This is a genomic window from Isoptericola sp. NPDC060185 (assembly GCF_042728595.1).
In the GTDB taxonomy this organism is placed as follows: Bacteria; Actinomycetota; Actinomycetes; order Actinomycetales; family Cellulomonadaceae; genus Isoptericola.
Genome location: NZ_JBHWYY010000076.1, coordinates 1 through 19,423 on the forward strand (window position 1 = coordinate 1; position 19,423 = coordinate 19,423).

The 19,423-nt window shown below is 74.8% G+C and carries 17 protein-coding genes; 9 read left to right on the top strand and 8 right to left on the bottom strand.

What is annotated here, in order from left to right; all coding sequences use genetic code 11:
• Positions 1-54: 54 nt before the first annotated feature.
• Complete coding sequence (locus tag ACFWDO_RS17855; protein WP_380321832.1) at positions 55-408, bottom strand: PLD nuclease N-terminal domain-containing protein; 354 nt, start codon at positions 406-408, stop codon at positions 55-57.
• A 70-nt stretch (positions 409-478) separates the two neighbouring features.
• Here ACFWDO_RS17855 and ACFWDO_RS17860 point away from each other — a divergent pair, with 70 nt between their 5' ends.
• Positions 479-835: a DUF4229 domain-containing protein gene (locus ACFWDO_RS17860; RefSeq protein WP_380321835.1), complete on the top strand. Its 357-nt coding sequence runs from the start codon at positions 479-481 to the stop codon at positions 833-835.
• On the opposite strand, the gene ACFWDO_RS17865 is transcribed toward ACFWDO_RS17860, so the two are convergent.
• A complete protein-coding gene (locus ACFWDO_RS17865; protein ID WP_380321838.1) occupies positions 818-1,687 on the bottom strand; it encodes a 1,4-dihydroxy-2-naphthoate polyprenyltransferase in 870 nt (289 codons plus the stop codon). The two genes, ACFWDO_RS17860 and ACFWDO_RS17865, sit on opposite strands and share 18 nt — an antisense overlap.
• Positions 1,688-1,736: 49 nt before the next feature.
• Complete coding sequence (locus ACFWDO_RS17870) at positions 1,737-2,999, bottom strand: AMP-binding protein (RefSeq protein WP_380321841.1); 1,263 nt, start codon at positions 2,997-2,999, stop codon at positions 1,737-1,739.
• A gap of 107 nt (positions 3,000-3,106) precedes the next feature.
• Here ACFWDO_RS17870 and ACFWDO_RS17875 point away from each other — a divergent pair, with 107 nt between their 5' ends.
• Entirely contained in the window at positions 3,107-4,216 is a 1,110-nt protein-coding gene (locus tag ACFWDO_RS17875) for a DUF3048 domain-containing protein (RefSeq protein WP_380321844.1), read from the top strand.
• A 70-nt stretch (positions 4,217-4,286) separates the two neighbouring features.
• The gene (locus tag ACFWDO_RS17880; protein WP_380321847.1) at positions 4,287-5,345 is read left to right on the top strand and encodes a DUF3048 domain-containing protein; all 1,059 of its coding nucleotides are present in this window, start codon (positions 4,287-4,289) and stop codon (positions 5,343-5,345) included.
• Positions 5,346-5,366: 21 nt separating this feature from the next.
• Here the strand turns inward: ACFWDO_RS17880 and ACFWDO_RS17885 are convergent, their stop codons facing one another.
• On the bottom strand, positions 5,367-6,959 hold the full coding sequence (locus tag ACFWDO_RS17885; RefSeq protein ID WP_380321850.1) for a PQQ-binding-like beta-propeller repeat protein: 1,593 nt from the start codon (positions 6,957-6,959) through the stop codon (positions 5,367-5,369).
• A 34-nt stretch (positions 6,960-6,993) separates the two neighbouring features.
• Positions 6,994-7,971 carry a 1,4-dihydroxy-2-naphthoyl-CoA synthase gene (locus tag ACFWDO_RS17890; protein WP_380321853.1) on the bottom strand — a complete coding sequence of 326 codons (978 nt, stop codon included), beginning with the start codon at positions 7,969-7,971 and terminating at the stop codon, positions 6,994-6,996.
• Positions 7,972-8,067: 96 nt separating this feature from the next.
• On the opposite strand from ACFWDO_RS17890, the gene ACFWDO_RS17895 reads away from it, so the two are divergent.
• The 4 genes from ACFWDO_RS17895 to ACFWDO_RS17910 all read left to right on the top strand — a co-directional run bounded on the left by ACFWDO_RS17895 (position 8,068) and on the right by ACFWDO_RS17910 (position 13,046).
• A complete protein-coding gene (locus ACFWDO_RS17895) occupies positions 8,068-8,235 on the top strand; it encodes a hypothetical protein (protein WP_380321856.1) in 168 nt (55 codons plus the stop codon).
• 93 nt (positions 8,236-8,328) lie between these two features.
• Positions 8,329-9,345 (top strand): o-succinylbenzoate synthase, encoded by a 1,017-nt coding sequence (locus tag ACFWDO_RS17900; protein WP_380321859.1) that lies wholly within the window; start codon positions 8,329-8,331, stop codon positions 9,343-9,345.
• Positions 9,342-11,180 (top strand): 2-succinyl-5-enolpyruvyl-6-hydroxy-3-cyclohexene-1-carboxylic-acid synthase, encoded by a 1,839-nt coding sequence (gene menD, locus ACFWDO_RS17905; RefSeq protein WP_380321862.1) that lies wholly within the window; start codon positions 9,342-9,344, stop codon positions 11,178-11,180. The genes ACFWDO_RS17900 and menD overlap by 4 nt, the downstream gene beginning before the upstream one ends.
• A 96-nt stretch (positions 11,181-11,276) precedes the next feature.
• Positions 11,277-13,046, top strand: coding sequence for a S1C family serine protease (locus ACFWDO_RS17910; RefSeq protein WP_380321865.1), 1,770 nt, complete (start codon positions 11,277-11,279; stop codon positions 13,044-13,046).
• A gap of 110 nt (positions 13,047-13,156) precedes the next feature.
• On the opposite strand, the gene ACFWDO_RS17915 is transcribed toward ACFWDO_RS17910, so the two are convergent.
• Complete coding sequence (locus ACFWDO_RS17915; protein WP_380321868.1) at positions 13,157-13,765, bottom strand: TetR/AcrR family transcriptional regulator; 609 nt, start codon at positions 13,763-13,765, stop codon at positions 13,157-13,159.
• A gap of 156 nt (positions 13,766-13,921) precedes the next feature.
• Between ACFWDO_RS17915 and ACFWDO_RS17920 the strand changes: the two genes are divergently transcribed.
• Positions 13,922-14,512 carry a DUF6230 family protein gene (locus ACFWDO_RS17920; protein ID WP_380321871.1) on the top strand — a complete coding sequence of 197 codons (591 nt, stop codon included), beginning with the start codon at positions 13,922-13,924 and terminating at the stop codon, positions 14,510-14,512.
• A 29-nt stretch (positions 14,513-14,541) separates the two neighbouring features.
• Complete coding sequence (locus tag ACFWDO_RS17925) at positions 14,542-16,098, top strand: DUF6114 domain-containing protein (RefSeq protein WP_380321874.1); 1,557 nt, start codon at positions 14,542-14,544, stop codon at positions 16,096-16,098.
• Positions 16,099-16,107: 9 nt separating this feature from the next.
• Here the strand turns inward: ACFWDO_RS17925 and ACFWDO_RS17930 are convergent, their stop codons facing one another.
• Positions 16,108-17,520, bottom strand: a complete 1,413-nt coding sequence (locus tag ACFWDO_RS17930) for an isochorismate synthase MenF (RefSeq protein WP_380321876.1) — start codon at positions 17,518-17,520, stop codon at positions 16,108-16,110.
• Positions 17,521-17,600: 80 nt separating this feature from the next.
• On the bottom strand, positions 17,601-19,061 hold the full coding sequence (locus ACFWDO_RS17935; protein WP_380321879.1) for a nucleobase:cation symporter-2 family protein: 1,461 nt from the start codon (positions 19,059-19,061) through the stop codon (positions 17,601-17,603).
• Positions 19,062-19,423 lie beyond the last annotated feature (362 nt).

Below are 19,423 nucleotides of genomic sequence, written 5' to 3' on the forward strand. Positions count from 1 at the left end.
GTTTCTGTCGTGAAACAGGGCCAAACGCCCGCCCACAACGTGTTCGACGAGGCGTCAGGGTGTGTCGCCGTTGCCGCCGGACTCGCGCTGGCGGCGGCGCTTCTCCTGCTCGAGGCGCCAGAGGAACTCGGGGTCGTCGTCGGGCGCCACGGGCCCGGACGGCCGACGCGGTCCGGAGGGGCCGCGGCCCGGCCGGGCGGAGCTCCCGCGGCCGCCGGACGCGCGCCGGCTCGCCTGCTTGACGACGATCCACGCGACGGCGCCGAACAGCGGCAGCAGCACGATGATCACCGCCCACAGCCACCGGGGGAGGCCGCCGCGCTCCTCCTCGTCGGAGCCGGCGAGGTCGAGCAGGGCGTAGAGGGCGAGCCCCACCACGAGGAGCGGCAGGATCACACGCGCGAACATGCCCCCAGCCTAGTTCGGCGCCGGGGTGCTCAGGGGCGGGGTGCTCAGGAATCGCGCCTACCCTGGAGGGGTGCCCCTCGTGATGTACACCGTCTGGCGGATCCTGCTGTTCGTCGCCGCGCTCGGCGCCGGCTACGTGCTCGGTCTGCGCAGCTGGCTCCTCGTCCTCGTCGCCGCCGTCGTGGCGTTCGCCGTGTCCTACCTCGCGCTCGCCAAGCCGCGGGAGGCCGCGGCCGTCTGGCTCGCGGAGAAGGAGCAGCGCCGCAAGGACGGCTCGGCCAAGCACGACGTGGACACGGACTTCGAGGACGCCGTCATGGACCGGGAGTCCGCGGTCGACGGCGACGCCGCAGACCCGACGGGCAGGACGGACGGCGCCGAGAACGGCGCGGGCGGCTCAGAGCGCGGCTCAGAGCGCCAGGCCTAGCCCCAGCAGCACGCCGTACGCCAGCTCGAACATGCCGGTGCCGGCGAGCACCTTCACCAGCAGCGGCCCGCGGGCCCCCGCGATGACGGGGACCACCAGCAGCACTGCCGGCAGCAGCAGCACGGTGACGAGCATCGCCCACGGCGACCACGCCGCGCACACCATGCCCAGCACCACGGGCAGCACGATGCAGGCGGCGTACCAGCGGCGCGCGCGGTGGTCGCCCAGCCGGACGGCGAGGGTGCGCTTGCCGGCGACGACGTCGGTCGGGATGTCGCGCACGTTGTTCACCATGAGCAGGCCGCAGGCGATCATCCCGACGCCGACGGCGCCGAGCACGGACGGCCAGGTGACGGTGTCGGCCTGCGTGTAGGTGGTGCCGAGCGTCGCGACGAGCCCGAAGAACACGAACACGCCGACCTCCCCGAGGCCCGCGTACCCGTAGGGGTGCTTGCCGCCGGTGTAGAACCAGGCCGCGAGCACGCACAGCACGCCGACGGCCAGCAGCCACCAGTGTCCGGTCACGGCGCACAGCGCGAGCCCCAGCACCCCGGCGACGCCGAACGACGCGAACGCCGCGCCCTTGACCCGCCCCGGCGCTGCGATGCCGGACGCCGTGAGCCGCAGCGGGCCGACGCGGTCGACGTCGGTGCCGCGCACGCCGTCGGAGTAGTCGTTGGCGTAGTTGACGCCCACCTGCAGGGCGAGCGCGACGCCCAGCGCGAGCACGGCGGGCAGCCAGGCGAAGGCGTCGACGTCGGCGGCGGCGCCGGAGCCGATCAGCACAGGGGCGGCGGCCGCCGGCAGGGTGCGGGGTCGTGCGCTGGCGATCCACTCGCTCGAGCTGGCCATGGTTCTCCGTCCGTCGGTGCGGCGCGGTGCGTCGCGGGTCGCGAGCAGGTCAGGCGCGCGCCTCGTGCTCGCGGACGAGGGCGACGACGCCGGCGCGGTCCACCTTGCCGGGGCCGCGCAGGGGGAGCGCGGCCGCCCGGTACACGCGGCGGGGCGCGGACGGCGCACCCAGCCTAGTCGCGACGGTGGCGCGCACCCGCGCCACGTCGTCGGGGGCGACGGGCGTGAGCGGCGACCCCACGCTCGTTGCGGACGGGAGCACGACGACGGCGACGAGCGCCTGCCCCCACTCGGGGTCCTGGACGCCGACGACGCACGTCTCGCCCGCGAGCAGCTCGCCGACCAGCGCCTCCACGGGCGCGGGGGCCACGTTCACGCCGCCGGTCACCACGACGTCGTCCGCGCGCCCGAGCACCTGCAGCGTGCCGTCGGGGGCGAGCCGGCCGAGGTCGGAGGTGCGGAACCAGCGCGACCCGTCGGCGTCGGTGTGGAACACGGCGGCCGTGGCGGCGTCGTCGCCCAGGTACCCCTCGGCGAGCGTGGGCCCGCCGAGCTCGACGACGCCCACCACCCCAGAGCTGTCAGGGCCAGGAGCATCAGAACCTGCGTGTGGCCCTGACAACTCGCAGGGCTGGGACCCTGACAACTCGGTGGCGCGCACGCGGACCCGGACGCCGCGCAGGGGCACGCCGTCGTACACGCAGCCGCCGGCGGTCTCGGACATGCCGTACGTCGTGACGACGCGCACGCCGGCGTCGGCGGCCTGCGCCAGCAGGGCGGGCGGGGACGCGGCGCCGCCGAGCAGCACCGCGCCGCAGCGGGCCAACGCCGCCAGACCTCGGGGGGCGCCGTCGCGGGCGGCGGCGAGCAGGCGGTGCACCTGCGTGGGCACCAGGGAGACGTACAGCGGCTCGTCCCCGGCGGCGAGCGCGGGCTCGAGCAGGTCGGCCAGGCCGTCGGGCGTGAACCGCGCGTCGGGGTCGGCGGCGGTCAGCGGCGTCCCGGCCAGGGCCGAGCGCACCAGCACCTGGAGGCCGGCCACGTGGGTGGGCGGCAGCGTCAGCACCCAGCGCCCAGGGCCGCCGAGCCGCTCGTGCGTCGCCGTCGCGGAGGCCCGCAGCGCGTCGGCGGTCAGCGCCACCTCGCGCGGCGTGCCGGTCGACCCCGAGGTTCGCACGACGAGAGCCGTCCCAGGGGGCGTCGCTCCCGTCGTCGTGCGGGGCAGGGGGACGACGGCGGGGCCGCCGTCGAGGGCGTCGCGCACGGCGTCGCGGAGCGCGCCGAGGGACGGGGGGAGCGAGGGACCGGGCACCGCACCAGGGTAGGTCCGCCCCGGCGGCGCCCTGCCGTAGGGTGGTCCGGTCCCGGCCCGGCCAGCCCGCGGCCGACGCCGGACGCACGTCGAGGAGGACGTCGAGGATGATGCACCGCACCCGGGCCCGCGGTGCCCGCCGCGCCCGGACCGGAGCCGCCGCCGCGCTCGTCGCGCTCGCGCTGGTGGCCACGGCCGCCTGCAGCGGGGGAGAGCCCGCCGCCCCGCCCACGGTGACGGCCTCGCCAGAGGTCGCGGTGCCGAAGGCGACCCCGCCGGCCCCCGTGAAGCCGAAGCCGAAGCCCAAGCCCGCGGTGTGGCCGCTGACCGGCAAGCGGACGGGGACCAAGACGGTCCCGGCCCGCCCCGCCGTCGCGGTGAAGGTCGAGAACTCCACCGCGGCGCGCCCGCAGCGGGGCCTGCAGGCGGCGGACGTCGTGTGGGAGCAGGTGGTCGAGGGCGGGATCAGCCGCTACGTGGCCGTCTACAACTCCTCGTGGCCCGGCGTGGTCGGCCCGGTGCGGTCCGTGCGTCCCATGGATCCGGCGATCGTGGCCCCGATGCACGGGATCCTCGCCTACTCGGGCGGGCAGCCGCCCTTCATCCGGGCCGTGGGGAAGGCGGGCGTGCAGTCCGTGACGATGGACAGCGGCGACCCCGGCTTCTGGCGCAGCGGCGACCGGTACGCGCCCCACAACGTCTACGGCTCCGTGAAGACGTTCGCCAAGCAGGCGAACAAGAGCCGCAGGAAGCCGCCGCCCCCGCAGTTCGCCCATGCCGCGAAGGTCGGGCAGGGCTCCGCCGCGACCAACGACCGCCGCGGGCACGTGGCCGACGTCCGGCTCTCCCCGGTGCAGCGCACGGTGTGGCGGTGGAAGGCGAAGACCAAGACGTACGCCCGGTACGACGGCTCGACGCCGTCGATCTCGTCGGGGAACCAGCTGCGGGCACGCAACGTGCTGATCCTGTCCGTCGCGATGAAGAACACGAAGTACCGCGACCCGAGCGGGGCGCCGGTGCCCGAGACGCAGATGGTCGGCAAGGGCAAGGGTGTGCTGCTCACCCGCGGCAAGGCGCTCAACGTGACGTGGAAGAAGAAGGGCACGCGGTCGCGGATCGCCCTCACGACGCCCGCCGGCAAGACGGCGAAGCTCGACCCCGGCAACCTGTGGATCGAGCTGGTGCCGCGCGGGAGCGGGTCCTGGCGGGTGAGTTGACGCCCGATCCGGGGGCCGGCGACTTACGGTGAGGTGACCTCGCGCCACAGCCCGACGCCCCGGAGGACGCATGACCGCCACCTACCGCCCGTCCCGCGCCCGCGCCGCGGCCGCCCTCGCGGTGGCCGCCGTCCTCGCGCTCGGGGCGTGCTCCTCCGGCGGCCCGTCGCCCACAGCCTCCCCGGACACGACGGCGGACAAGGGCGCGCCGCCCTCGCCGGAGATCCCGCCGGCGTGGCCGCTCACCGGCGTGCCGTCGGACGAGGTCGCCGCCCGCCCGGCGCTCGCCGTCAAGATCGAGAACGCACCGCAGGCCCGGCCGCAGACCGGGCTCGAGGACGCGGACATGGTGTGGGAGGAGGTCGTGGAGGGCGGCATCACCCGGTTCATCGCCGTCTACCACTCCCGGATCCCGGAGGTCGTGGAGCCCGTGCGCTCGGTGCGGCCGATGGACCCGGACGTCGTCGCGCCGCTCGGCGGCATCCTCGCGTACTCGGGCGGGCAGACGCCGTTCATCAAGGACGTCGAGGAGTCGGGCACGCAGTCGGTGATCATGGACCGCGGCGACGCCGGCTTCTCCCGCGACCCGAACCGCGCCGCCCCGCACAACGTCGTCGGCGACATGCAGGCCTTCCTCGACCAGGCCGACGACGACCGCACGTCGCCGCCGCCCGCCCAGCTCCGCTACGCCGACGCGGCGGGCGAGGGGACGGCGAGCGCCGACGGCGCGGCCGCCGCCACCGTCGACGTGAAGCTCAGCCCGGCGCAGCGCAGCGTGTGGGACTGGTCGGGCAAGCAGAAGCAGTGGCTGCGCAGCGAGGGCTCGCAGGAGGCCGTCTCGACGGCGGGGAAGCGGCTCGCGGCCACGAACGTGCTGCTGCTGTCCGTCGACGTGGTGGACACGAAGTACAAGGACCCGGCCGGCAACCCCGTCCCCAAGACGAAGCTGGTCGGGAAGGGCAAGGGCGTGCTCGCCACGGGCGGCAAGACCGTCCCGGTGCAGTGGTCGAAGAAGGACCAGGAGTCCCCCGTGGAGCTGACCCGCGACGGCGAGCCCGTCGAGCTGGACCCGGGCAGCACGTGGATCGAGCTCGTGCCGAAGGACGGCGGGAGCTGGGACCTCTCCTGAGCGCCCGCGTGACGCCCGACGTCAGCGGCCGAGGCCGTGGGCGGCGGCGTCCTCCGAGTCGAGGAGCACCGGGTGGCCGCCCGCGGCGGCGATGCGCTGCGGCGAGCCGTCGACCTCGCGCGTCCACGGGACCGTGCCGTCACGGAGGTCGACGGCGACCAGGCGGTTCGGCCCCTCCATGGGCATGGTGGCGAGCAGCACGCGGGTGCCGTCGGTGACCGCGCCGTACACGTACTCGCCGGGGCCGTCGGTGCCGCTCTTCAGCACGTCGTCCCGCCTCCACCGTTCGGCACCCGTGGCGGCGTCGAGCCCGACGACGCGGTCGTCGTCCACGAGGACCAGCGTCCCGTTCACCCGCGCGACGACCGAGGTCAGGGCGGTCACCGCGGACGACCAGACCACGTCGCCCTCGTCGGTCACCACGGTGAGACGCCCGTCGGCCTCCAGCCCTCTCCAGTCCACGCCGACCGCGACGAGCGGGCCGTCGGGCTGGTCGTCGACGAGGGGCGGCACCACGGCTCCGGGCACCGTCGCGACGAGCGCTCCCGACGGGTCGTAGACGCGGCTCTCCTCGCCGGCGACGGCGATCCGCCCGTCGGACAGCAGGGTCGGCCAGGACGCGGGACCCTCATCGATCCTGATCCCGGCGCCCTCGGAGGTGATCGCCACGGCGGTGTCGCAGAGCTGCGTCGTCGTCACCTCGCCGGTGAAGGTCCACGGGGTGAGCTCGAGGATCTCCTCGGAGCCCTCGTCCTCCTGGTAGGCGCAGCTCGAGAGGTTCACGTCGTCGAGGGCGATCGTCTCCGCCCCCCGCGGTTCCCCGGTGACGGCGTCCTCGAGGCTCAGGCGCACGTCTCGCCATCCGGCGTCGCGCACCGCCCGGAGCCGGTCGGCACGGCTCGACCCCGCCGGGACGGACACCGACGTGCCGGTGGGCGCGCTGACGACGGCGATCGTGCCATTGCCGGCGGGGATCACCTCTCCACCGCCGTCCACGGTGCGGGTGCCGAGCACCTCCCCGGACCGGTCCACGGTGGTGACGGTCCGGCCGTCCGGCGACCGGCCCACGCAGACGACCGACTCGTCCACCGTCCGTTCCCGTCCGAAGCCCAGGGTCTCGGGCGGGCCGCACTGCGCCGACGGGCCCACCGCGTGCCGCCACCGCTCGCGGCCCGTCGCCGGGTCGGAGCCGACGACGTCCTCGATGTCGGTGGTGACGACCGTCCCGTCCGCCAGGACGGTGGCCGTGCTGCCGCCGCGGCCGAGCTCCCACGACAGGTCGAGCGGCCGGGAGAGGTCGTCGACGGCGCCGGGCAGGCCGCGGACGGCGGCGGCGCGCTGGCGCTGGTCGTGGGCGTCGATCATCCCGGGGGCGACGGCGGCGGTGGCGGCCCCGAGGACGACGACGGCCGTGGACGCGGCGACAACGACTTGCGCGCGGCGCGACAGCCGGCGCCAGCGGTCGACGGCGCGGTCGCGCAGGGCCGCGAGTCGGCCGGGCCGGTCGTCGTCGGGGCCGTCGGGGGAGCCGGGCAGGTGGGCGTCCTCGCGCTCGTCGTCCGGCACGAGCTCGAACCTGGTCATCGGCTCGGGGCGACGGAACCTCGGCGGCATGGCCGGAGGTTACCGCCCCGCGGGCGGCGCGGGGTCAGAAGGCGTACGGGAACCGCGACCAGTCGGGGTCGCGCTTCTCAAGGAAGGCGTCGCGGCCCTCGACGGCCTCGTCCGTGAGGTAGGCGAGGCGGGTGGCCTCGCCGGCGAACACCTGCTGGCCCATGAGGCCGTCGTCGGCGAGGTTGAACGCGAACTTCAGCATCCGCACGGCCTGCGGGGACTTGCCCGCGATGGTCCGGGCGTACTCGATCGCGAGGTTCTCGAGGTCGTCGTGCTCGGCCACCTCGTTGACGCCGCCCCACCGCTCGGCGTCGTCCGCGGAGTACTCGCGGGCGAGGAAGAAGATCTCCCGCGCGCGCTTCTGGCCCACCTGCCGCGCCAGGTACGCCGAGCCGTAGCCGCCGTCGAACGAGCCGACGTCCGCGTCGGTCTGCTTGAACCGGCCGTGCTGGCGGCAGGCGATCGAGAGGTCCGCCACGACGTGCAGCGAGTGCCCGCCGCCCGCGGCCCAGCCGTCCACGACGGCGATGACGACCTTCGGCATCGTGCGGATGAGGCGCTGCACCTCCAGGATGTGCAGCCGACCCGCGCGGGCGGGGTCGACGGCGTCGGCGCCGTGCTGCTCGCCGCCGCCGTCCTCGGCGGTCGTGTACTGGTAGCCGGAGCGGCCGCGGATGCGCTGGTCGCCGCCGGAGCAGAACGCCCAGCCGCCATCCTTCGGCGACGGGCCGTTGCCCGTGAGCAGCACGGTCCCGACGTCGGACGTCATGCGGGCGTGGTCGAGCACGCGGTACAGCTCGTCCACGGTGTGCGGCCGGAAGGCGTTGCGAACCTCGGGGCGGTCGAAGGCGACGCGCACCACCGGCAGGTCGCGCACGACGGCGCCGTCGGCGTCGCGCTCCACGCCGCGGTGGTACGTCAGGTCGGTGAGGCCCTCGAACCCCGCGACCTCGCGCCAGCGGGCGGGGTCGAAGGTGTGGGACACGGGCCGGGGGAGTGGTGCGCTGCTCACGGCGCCACCCTAGTTCTGAAGCGGCCGGGCGGGCGCCGTCGCGGCACACCGTGCGTCCTCCCGGCGACGGTGGACGGACGGGCGCACCCTGAGGGCATGGGCACGGTGGAACCCGACGACGACGTGGTCGACCCGGAGGACGTGGCGCACGAGATCTTCGTGTACGACGCCGAGACGGTCCGTCGCGACGCGCAACGCATCGGTGGACGCCCCGCTCCCAGCCCGCTGTCGTTCGAGCCGGGGCTGACGGAGTTCACCGACTGATCCGGGGGCGGTCTCCGAGGGACGGGCCACCCGCCGCCCCTGCGCGCCCTGGCTCACCTCGGGACACCCCGGACCGCCGCGTAACCTGAACGCGTGCAGCTCCTCCGCGAACTGGTGTACCGCACCCCGCTGACCACCCGGTTCCGGGGCCTCGACGTCCGCGACGGCCTGCTGCTGCGGGGCGACGCCGGCTGGGGCGAGCTGTCCCCGTTCTGGGACTACGACGACGCGGAGTCCGCGACGTGGCTGCGCGCCGCGCGCGAGGCCGCCGACCTCGGCTTCCCCGCCCCGGTGCGCGACCGGGTGCCCGTCAACGTCACCGTGCCGGCCGTCGGCCCCGAGCGGGCGCGGGAGATCGTGCTCGCCTCCGGCGGCTGCCGCACGGCCAAGGTGAAGGTCGCGCAGCGGGGCCCGTCGCACGACGGGCGGCCAGGCGTGCTCGAGCCCCTCGCCGAGGAGGAGGCGCGCGTCGCCGCCGTCCGAGCGGCGCTCGACGAGCTCCACGGCCCCGGCGTCGGCGCGATCCGCGTGGACGCGAACGGCGGCTGGTCCACCGACGAGGCGCTGGCCCGCATCCCCGTGCTCGACGCCGCCGCCGGCGGACTGGAGTACGTGGAGCAGCCGTGCGCCACGGTCCCCGACCTGGCCGCCGTGCGCCGCGGGCTGCGCACGCCCGTGCCGGTCGCGGCCGACGAGTCGATCCGCCGCGCCGCCGACCCGCTGCGGGTGGTGCGCGAGGACGCTGCGGACGTCGTCGTGCTCAAGGTCCAGCCGCTCGGCGGCGTGCGCGCCTGCCTCGACCTGGCGGAGCAGGTGGGCCTGCCCGTCGTGGTGTCGTCCGCGCTCGAGTCGTCGGTCGGCCTCGCGGCGGGCGTGGCGCTCGCGGCCGCCCTGCCCGACCTGCCGTACGCGTGCGGCCTGGCGACCTCGCAGCTCCTGGCCCGCGACGTCGTGGCCGAGCCGTTGCTGCCCGTCGACGGCGCCCTGCCGGTCCGGCGGCCCGCGCCCGACGCCGACGCCTTCGCGGCCGCCGAGGCCGACCCCGCCACCCGTGACCGGTGGCTGGCCCGGTACGCCCGCCTGTCCGTCCTGCTCGAGGAGGCCGCATGACCGCGCCGCTCCCGCCGTCCGTCGTCGCCGCGCGCGCCGTCGTGACCGACCTGGCGCTGCAGGGTGTGCGGGACGTCGTGCTGGCGCCGGGCTCGCGCTCCGCGCCGCTCGCCTACGCGCTGGCCGAGGCGGCGGAGCGCGGGCTGCTCACCCTGCACGTGCGCGTCGACGAGCGGTCGGCCGGCTTCCTCGCGCTGGGGCTGTCCCGGGGCGCCGAGCCCGTGGTCCGCGGGACAGGCGAGGACGGGCAGGTCGAGCTCCCGCGGCCGGTGGCCGTCGTCACGACGTCCGGCACCGCCGTGGCGAACCTGCACCCTGCGGTCCTGGAGGCGCACCACACCGGCGTACCGCTCGTGGTGCTCGCCGCCGACCGCCCGCACGAGCTGCGCGGCACCGGGGCCTCCCAGACCACCGACCAGGTGGGCCTCTTCGGCACGGCCGTCCGGTACGCCGTCGACGTGCCCGCCCCCGACGGGCGCGACGGCGAGGTGCGCGACCTGCTGGGCACGCTCGGCCGGGCCCTCGCCGCGGCCCAGGGGCTGCGCGACGCCCACCCGGGCCCGGTCCACGTGAACCTCGCCTTCCGGGACCCGCTGCACCCGCCGGTCCCGCTGGCATCGCTGCCGACCGAGGAGACCTGGCCCGAGCGCCTCCGCCGCACCACGGTGGTCCCGCCGGCGCCCGCGCCCGGCGGCGACCCCGCGCTGTACGGGGACCCGGCGCGCACCCTCGTCGTCGCGGGGGACGGCGCCGGGGCGGTCGCGCGCGCGGTCGCCGAGGCGCAGGGCTGGCCCCTGCTGGCCGAGCCGTCGTCCGGCGCGTGCGGCGGGCCGAACGCGGTCGCGGCCTATCGCTCGGTGCTCGGCGTCGAGGAGCTGACCCATGACGTCGAGCACGTCGTCGTCTTCGGGCGCCCGACGCTGTCCCGCCCCGTGCAGCGGCTGCTGGCGCGGCCGGACGTCGTCGTCACCGTCGTCGCCCCCGGCGGCGGCCCGTGGCCGGACGCGGCGCGCAACGCCGAGCTCGTCGTGCCGGCCCTGGCCGAGCGCTGGTCGGCGCCGACGGCCCTCGCCGGCGCCCGGGACGCCGGCTCCGACGGCACGTTCCTGGCCCGCTGGCAGGCGGCGGGCCGGGCGGCGGCCGGCGTCGTCGAGGCGGCGACGTCGGACGACGCCGTCGCGGAGGGCCTGACCGGCGCGCCGCACGCCGCCCTCGCCGTCGCCCGCGCCGTTGCCTCCGTGCTGGGGCCGAACGACGTCCTCGTCGTCGGCTCCTCCAACCCGGTGCGCGACCTCGACCTCGTGCTCGGGCTCGACCACCCGCTGGCGGGCGACCTGCCCGACGTGCTCGCGAACCGCGGCCTGGCCGGCATCGACGGCACCGTCTCGACCGCGACCGGCGTCGCGCACGCCGCCGCCCGGCAGGGGCGCCGCACGCGGGCGCTGGTCGGCGACCTCACGTTCCTGCACGACGTCGGCGGGCTGCTGCGCGGCCCGCACGAGCCCTCGGTGAACCTCGAGATCGTGGTGGTCAACGACGACGGAGGGTCGATCTTCGCCACCCTCGAGCACGGGGAGCTGGCGGCGTCCGACGACGGCGCGGCCACGTTCGAGCGCGTCTTCGGCACGCCGCACGGGGCGAGCCTCGGGCCGCTGTGCGCGGCGTACGGCGTCGACCACCAGCTCGTGCTGGACGTGGGCTCGCTGCGGCACGCGCTGCGGGCGCCCAGTCGGGGGGTCCAGGTCATCGAGGTGCGGGTACCGCGCGCCGACCGCCTCGCCGAGTCCCGGGATCTGGCCGGGAGGATCGCCGCCGCCGTTCGCGCAACGCTCTGACCTGGGAGGACACAATTCGCAGGATCTTCTCAGGTTGAACCAAGCGCCGCACCAGGATGGGCTGGTGTCCTAGGGGCACACATCGAGGAGGGCATCATGAGCACCGACAACCCGGGCGCCCCGCAGCCGTCGGGCGCCGACGAGCCGAACCGCAGCGCGAACCAGCCCGCCGAGCACCCGGCCGAGCAGCCGGGCGCCGCGGAGCAGGCCGCCCCGCAGCCGGCGTCGCAGGACACCCAGCACCTCGCCGTGCAGCCGACCCAGCAGCTGCCGACGACCCCGGCCCAGCAGCCGACGCCGCCGCAGCCCACGTACCAGCAGTCACAGCAGCAGGCCGCGCCGCAGCAGTCCGCGGCGCAGCAGCCGCGCTACGGGCAGATGGCGCCCGGCTCGCCGTACTACGCGCAGCAGCAGCACCAGCAGCAGCCGTACGGGCAGCAGGGCCAGCCCGGCTACCAGGGCCAGCAGCCCGGTCAGCACCAGGGCCAGCCGTACGGCCGGCCGGGCGACCCGTACGCGACCTCGCAGCAGACCTCCCAGGGCGGCCCCGGGAGCGGCGCGACCACGCAGCGCCAGCGCCCGGTGTGGGTGCCGGTGACGGTCGCCGCCGTCGCCGCCGCCATCCTGGCGAGCCTCGGCACCGCGGCCGCGACCGGCGCGTTCGACGCGGGCAGCCCGTCGTCGCTCGCCAGCGTGGGCTCGTCGCCGAACCAGTCCACCGACGAGGCGCCGGTCAAGAACTCCACGTCGAGCAACCCGAACTGGGAGGCCGTCACGACGGCCGTCGCCCCGTCCGTCGTGGCGATCCAGGTGCAGAGCCAGTCCGGCGGCGCCGAGGGCTCGGGCGTGGTCTACGACGACAAGGGCCACATCCTCACGAACAACCACGTCGTCTCCGGCGCCCAGAACGACACCGTGCAGGTCACCCTGTCCGACGGGCGCCTGTACGAGGCGACGATCGTGGGCACCGACCCGACCACCGACCTGGCCGTCGTCAAGCTGAAGAACCCGCCGGAGGACCTGAAGCCCGCGTCGTTCGGGACGTCCGACGACGTCACGGTGGGCGACGCCGTGCTCGCCGTGGGCAACCCCCTCGGCCTGGCGAACACCGCCACCACCGGCATCGTGTCGGCGCTCGACCGGCCGGTGTCGGCGTCGGGCGAGGACGGCAGCACGCAGGTCGTCACCAACGCGATCCAGATCGACGCCGCGATCAACCCGGGCAACTCCGGCGGCCCGCTGTTCAACGCGCAGGGTCAGGTCATCGGCATCACGTCGTCGATCGCCACCCTGTCGAGCGGCATGGGCGGCGGCAGCCAGTCCGGCTCGATCGGCCTCGGGTTCGCCATCCCGGTGAACCTCGCGACCAACATCGCCGACCAGCTGATCAAGGACGGCACGGCGGAGCACGCCTTCCTGGGCGTGACGATGCGGGACGCGACGGCCACGGCCGACGGCGTCACGCGCCGCGGTGCCGAGGTGGTCGACGTGTCGTCCGGGTCGCCCGCGGCCGACGCCGGCCTCCAGCAGGGCGACATCATCGTCGCGATCGACGACGACGCCGTGAACGGCGCCGAGTCGCTGACCGCGTACGTCCGGGAGAAGTCGGCCGACCAGAAGGTCACGCTGACCTACGTCCGCGACGGCAAGACGCAGACCGTCGACGTCACGCTGGCGGTCAAGGACGAGTCGGCGAGCACCGGTCAGGGCAGCCAGGACCAGAACGGCCAGGACGGTCAGGACGGTCAGGGCGGCCAGGACCAGGGTCAGGGCGGTCAGGACCAGGGCGGCGGCTCCGACTCGACCGACCCGAACAACCTGCCGGGCTGGCTGCGCGACCTCCTCCAGGGCGGCAACGGCAGCTGACCGGACCACAGACAGCCCCGCGGGCCCGCGACCACCTCCCCCTCCCCGTCGCGGCCCGCGGGGCTTTGCCGTCCCCGGGCGCGGGGAGGGGGCGGCGGCCGGCCGCGCGGTCAGCCGGCGGTGGCGTGCGTCGGGCGCAGGGCGGCGAGGACGCCCAGGGCACTGCGCTCGAGGAAGTCGGCGAGGTCCGACGGCGGGATGCGGGGGTCGGTCGCGGCCTCCACGAGCGCCTGCTCGGCGAAGGAGATCCAGGCGTTGAGCGCCACGTCGAGCAGCGGGCTCGGCGAGACGCCGATCTCCTGGAAGGCGTCGCGCAGATGGCCGGCGAGCACGTCGCGGGCGTGCTGCACCGTGGTGCGCACCTCCTCGTCGCCGGACGCCGCGCCGCGCACCAGGGAGTAGAAGGTCGCGTCGTGGTCGTGCACGAACTCGACGAACCGGTCGAGGGTGTCGCGCAGGCGCTCGCGGGGCGGCAGCTCGGGGCGCGGCCGGGTCGCGTGCAGCATGGCGTCGCGCGCGGTGCGGACGATGGCGGAGTGCAGGCCCTGGCGGTTGCCGAAGTAGTAGTGCACGAGGCCCGGGGAGACGCCGGCCTGGGCCGCGAGGTCCTCGACGGTGACGGCCTCCAGCGGGCGGTCGGCGAGGGCCGCGACACCCAGGGCGACGAGCTGCTGCCGACGTTCGTCGGGGCTCATCCGGGTGCGTCGCGCGGCTGCCATGAGCAGAGCATATGACCGTTCCGCGAGGTCGTGGGCGTGCCGGGAGCCGAGCCCGGGGCCTCCCGCCGCGTTCTATTGACGGCGCCTCAGTAAGGGGCGTACCGTCGCCACTCGTCGGCGACACAGGGGTCGCCAATAGTCGTCTGTGGAGGGGAAATGAAGCTCAGCGCACTGACGCGCACGCGCCGAGGCCGTGCGATGCTCGCCGCGGTCCCGACGGTCGCGGTCATCGGTGTCCTCATGGGCGGCGTCGCCCAGGGGGCCGTGCCCGTGTCGATGGCCATCTCGGGCCAGCAGTTCAAGATCGCCGCGGACTCCCTCGAGGGCACCGGCTTCTCGCAGTACGCCGGCCAGGCCAAGGACGCCGACGGCAAGGCGCAGCCGGTCGCGATCGCGAACATCAAGGACGCGACGCTGCACAACCTCTGCCAGTCGGTGAAGGTCCCCGGCATGCCGCTCGGCCTGCTCATCTCGGCGGGCACCAACCCGAAGAACCCGGTGAAGGCCACGGACCTGCAGATCGGCATGAGCGACCTGCGCGGTACGGCGACGTTCAACCAGATCCGCATCGGCGTCGACGCCTCGACCGTCAACACCAAGGCGCACGGGAGCAAGGGCGACTTCGCCATGGACTCCGACGCGATCGACATCCAGAACCTCAAGCAGGTCTCGTCGAGCACGTCGGCCGCGGTCTTCAAGCTCACCGACCTGCACCTGAAGATCTCCGACGGCACCGAGTGCTTCTGAGCGGCCAGGGACTGAGGTAGGAGAGACGCGTGAGCGACGAGAACATCTCGGTCCCTGAGGCCACCCCGGACGGGCCGGCCGTCACCCGCCGCCAGCGGTTCGCCGCGTGGCGGGCCGGCCGGCCCTTCTGGGGCGCCACCCTGGCGATCCTGGCCGGTCTGGTGCTGTGGTTCTCCGGCCGGCTGCAGCTCGACAACTTCGAGATCCAGCTCGGCATCGAGGGCATGCAGACCACGCTGCTGCCGGTGGCGCTGGTGCTCCTCGGGGTGCTGGTGATGACGCAGCCGCAGTTCCGGGTGTTCTACGGCGTCATCACGCTGGCGATCTCGGTGTACTCCCTGCTGGCCGTCAACCTGGGCGGCTTCGGGATCGGCATGATCCTGGGCGTCGTCGGCGGCGTCCTCGAGGTGTCGTGGATGCCGCGCACCGGCGCCGGGTCCGAGGGAGCCGCCGCGTCCGACGACGCGGCGGTCGCGCCCTCCGCTGATCCCGCCCCCGAGGCGGGCGCCGAGCCCGCGGACCCGCGGGCCGAGGGCGAGGAGGTCACCCTCGCCGAGCTCCTGCCGTTCGAGGAGGAGCCGGCGCGGGGCGGGCGGCACGCCGCCGTCGCGGCCGCGGTCGTCGTGCTCGCCCTGGGCAGCACGGGCGCGACGGCGGTCCAGTCCGGCGCCGTCGTCCCGGCGCAGGTGCGCACCGCGTCGGACTGCTGGGACCCGCTCGGCTGGCTCGAGTGGGCCTGTGGCACCGCCGACGAGCCCGAGGCGACGCCCAGCCCGTCGCCGTCCGCCACGGACGACGGCGGATCAGGCGCGACGGACGACGGTACGGCGAGCGGCGACACCGCCACGGAGCCCGACGCCCCGACCGGGGGCGACGAGGCCGACCCGGCCGACGGTGGCTCGACCGGCGACGCGACGGACGACGCCGGCGGCGACAAGGCGGCCGGCAAGGACGACAAGGCCGACGCGAAGTCCGACGAGAAGTCCGACGAGAAGTCCGACGGCGGGCAGCCGACGGAGAAGGAGGCGAAGGCCTCCGTCCAGAAGGAGGCGCGGATCGAGCTCGGCCCGTGCGCACGGATCACGTTCGGGGGCGAGTACGACATCAACATCTCGCTCCCCGGCGACTGCGGGAAGCGCGAGGACGCGAACACCTTCTCGCTCGACGGCGACCTCGAGACGCGCGACCTGCAGCTCCCGCTCACGGGGATCAACGGGATCGACGTCGTCAACGTCCCGGTGACGAACGACGGCCCCCGGCGCGACGCGCTGCGGATCTCCGTCGACTCCGTGAAGGTGCCCGGGTTCTGGCTCAAGACCTACGCCGACAACAACGGCACGCTGGGCGGCACGGTCACGAACGCCGACTACGTGTCGATGCAGGGCAACGCGCAGATGTACATCTCGTCCATCCACGCGAACCTCCCCGACGGGGACGACTGGGCGGAGCTGGGGGACCAGCTCGCCGGCGGGGCGTCGCTCGTCGAGATGCTGCTGGCCCTCACGGACGCGCGGATCGGGCTCATGGGCGCCACCTCCGACGTCCAGGTCTGGTCCGACTTCCGCGAGCAGGTCTGGGAGGGCTAGCCGGCAGCTTCAGTCCGCGCCGAGCGCCCAGCGCATGGGCACCAGCTTGGCCTCGGACTCGGCGAGCTCGGCCTCCGGGTCGGAGGCGGCGACGATGCCGCAGCCGGCGAACAGGCGCACGTGCCGCGGGTCGGCGGGGGACAGCTCCGCGGAGCGCAGCGCGATGCCCCACTCGCCGTCGCCGTCGGAACCCACCCAGCCGACGGGCCCGGCGTAGCGGGACCGGTCCATGCCCTCGATCTCGCGGATGAGGTCGCGCGCGACGACGGTCGGCGTGCCGCACACGGCCGCCGACGGGTGCAGCGCGGCCGCCAGGGTGAGGGACGACGGCGGCCGCCCGCCCCCGTCCGGCGCCACGCGGTCGAGGACGCCCGTGACGTCGGACGCGAGGTGCATGACGTTCGGCAGGTGCAGCACGAACGGCGCGTCGGGGACGTTCATCGACGAGCAGAAGGGCTCCAGGGCGCGGGCGACGGAGGCGACGGCGTACTCGTGCTCCTCGAGGTCCTTGGAGGAGCGCGCGAGCTGGGCGGCGTGCAGCAGGGCGTCGTCGTCCGACATCCCGGCCTCGCGGCGGATCGTGCCGGCCAGCACGCGCGAGGTGACCAGCCCCTTCTCGCTGCGGACGAGGAGCTCCGGGGTGGCGCCGACCATGCCGGAGACGGAGAACGTCCAGCAGGCCTCGTAGCGGTCGGCGAGGCGACGCAGCAGCCACCGGGGGTCCAGCGGGTGCTCGGTGGTGGCGAGGACGTCGCGGGCCAGCACCACCTTCTCGAGCTCGCCGGCCTGGATGCGGGCCACGCCCTCGCGCACGACGGCGGGCCAGTCGTCCGCCGCGACGGCGCCGTCGGTGAACCGGACGCGGCCGGGCGCGGGGACCTCGGTGCGGGGCTCCCGGCGCAGCGCCTCGGTGCCGGGGGCGGTGTCGATGTTCGCGCCGGGGGTGATCGTCGTCATCCACGTCACGCCGCCGCGCCGTCCCACGACGACCCGCGGGACCACCAGGGAGCCGTCGGGCCGACCGTGGCCGACGTCGCCGTCCTGGTCGTCGAGCTGGCCGGCGTCGTCGAAGGCGAAGGTGCCGAAGGCGACGGGCCCCGTGCCGGGCAGGTGCACGTCGTCGCGCACGACGGCCCGCGCGAGGGTGGCCTGCCAGGCGGCCTCGGCGTCGGCGAACCGGCCGGGCCCGAAGGTGTCGAAGCGCAGCGCCTCGCCCCAGCCGACGATGCCGTCGCCGCGCCGCACCCAGCTGAGCGGCCGGGCGTCGGGCAGGAGGTCGACGAGGGCGGTGAGACCGCCGGGGAGGTCGTCGATCCGGGAGGTGCGGACCAGGAGCGCGAGGGGCTCGGTCGCGGGATCCGGGGTGGTGCCGGTGGTCGCGCCCGGGAGGGGTCGCGGAGCCGGCAGGGGCGTGGCGGACATCGGCTCCAGGGTACGCCCGGAGGCCCGCCACGCCCCGCTCACGGTGCGCTGCTCTCCGTGAGCGGGGCCGGTCGTGCGGGTCAGGAGGTGGCCGCGCCGTCCCGCCGCTGGTTCGAGCGGTTGAGGACGCCGTCGTCGGCGAGGTCGTCGAGCTGGTCGTCGTCGACGGCCTTGCTCGCCGTGCCCCTGACGAAGACCGACGGGTCCTTCGGCGTGCCCGCCTTGATGTGGTTGAACAGGATGTTCAGCAGGATCGCCATCAGGGCGGCCGAGCTGATCCCCGAGTGGAAGATGGTGCCGAACCACGTGGGGAACTGGTCGTAGAAGTCGGGCTTCGCGATCGGGATCATGCCGAACGAGATCGACGCCGCCACGATGATGAGGTTCATCGAGTTCTGGTAGTCGACCTTGGCGAGCGTGCGGATGCCCGACGCCGCCACGGAGCCGAACAGGACGACGCCGGCGCCGCCCAGCACGGGGGTCGGCACGGCGGCCACGACGCGGCCCAGGACGGGCAGCAGGCCCAGGACGACGAGGATCCCGCCGCCGGCAGTGACCACGAAGCGGGACTTCACCCCGGTGATCGCGACCAGGCCCACGTTCTGGGCGAACGCCGACTGCGTGAACGAGCCGAAGATCGGCGAGACGACGGACGACGCCATGTCGGCGCGCAGGCCGTTGGCGATGCGCTTGCGGTCCACCTTGGTGCCGACGATCTCGCCGACGGCGATGATGTCGGCCGTCGTCTCCGTGAGGGTCACGAGGATGACGATGAGCATCGAGACGATCGCGGCGACCTCGAACGTCGGGGCGCCGAAGCTGAACGGCATCGGGAACGCGACCACGGGGCCCTCGCCGACGCCGGAGAAGTCCGCCATGCCGAGCGCCAGGGCGATCAGCGTGCCGGCCACGATCGCGATGAGGATCGACAGCCGCGACACGACGCCCGAGCCCACCTTGGACAGCAGGACGACGATCGCGAACGTGAGGAACGCCAGTCCGATGTTGCTCGTGGAGCCGTAGTCGGGCGCCTCGGCGTTGCCGCCCATCGCCCAGTTCGCGGCCACGGGCATGAGGGTCAGGCCGATCGTCGTGATGACGACGCCGGTGACCACGGGCGGGAAGAAGCGGATGATCTGCGCGAAGAACGGCGTGATGAGGAAGCCGATGGCCGAGGCGACGAGCACCGCGCCGAGGACCGCGGGGATGCCGCCGCCGCCACCGACGATCGCGACCATGGTCGAGACGCCGGCGAACGACACGCCCTGCACCAGCGGCAGCTGCGAGCCGAAGAACTTGATCCCGACCGTCTGCAGGATGGTCGCGAGACCGCCCATGAACAGCGACGCGGCGATCAGGGTGCCGATCTCGGCCGAGGTGAGACCGGCGGCGCCACCCACGATGAGCGGCGGCGCGATGATCCCGCCGTACATCGTGAGGACGTGCTGGAAGCCGTACCCGATCGTGGCGCCGAGCGGCAGCCGCTCGTCCTCGGGGCGGGTCGGGCTGGTGGTAGGCCGGGTGGGTGTGGACCGTGACATAGCGGACCTCCTTGTTCGCTATCTGAGCCTGTTCATCTTCCGGCTAGTGGAAGAAGCCTTCCACTATTCGACCGGCAAAGCGTGATCTGTGTCAACCCCTTCCGGATCACGGATCGGAGTCCGGTCGGGGCTGGGGCGTGCGGGTGGGGATTCTTTGTCGCGAGGCGCACCATCCGCCGCTCGTGCCTCGCGGCTCCCGCCAGGCCCGACCAGCCTCGCGACAAAGAATCCCCTCCCGCACGCCGTGCCCGACAGTGCACGTGGGCGCCCGCGATCCGCGTACTCCGCCGAGCAGGCGGGGGGGGCCCCGGGAAAACGGGGGGGAGAGGGCCCCCCCCCCGGAGGGGCCCCCGGGGGGGGGC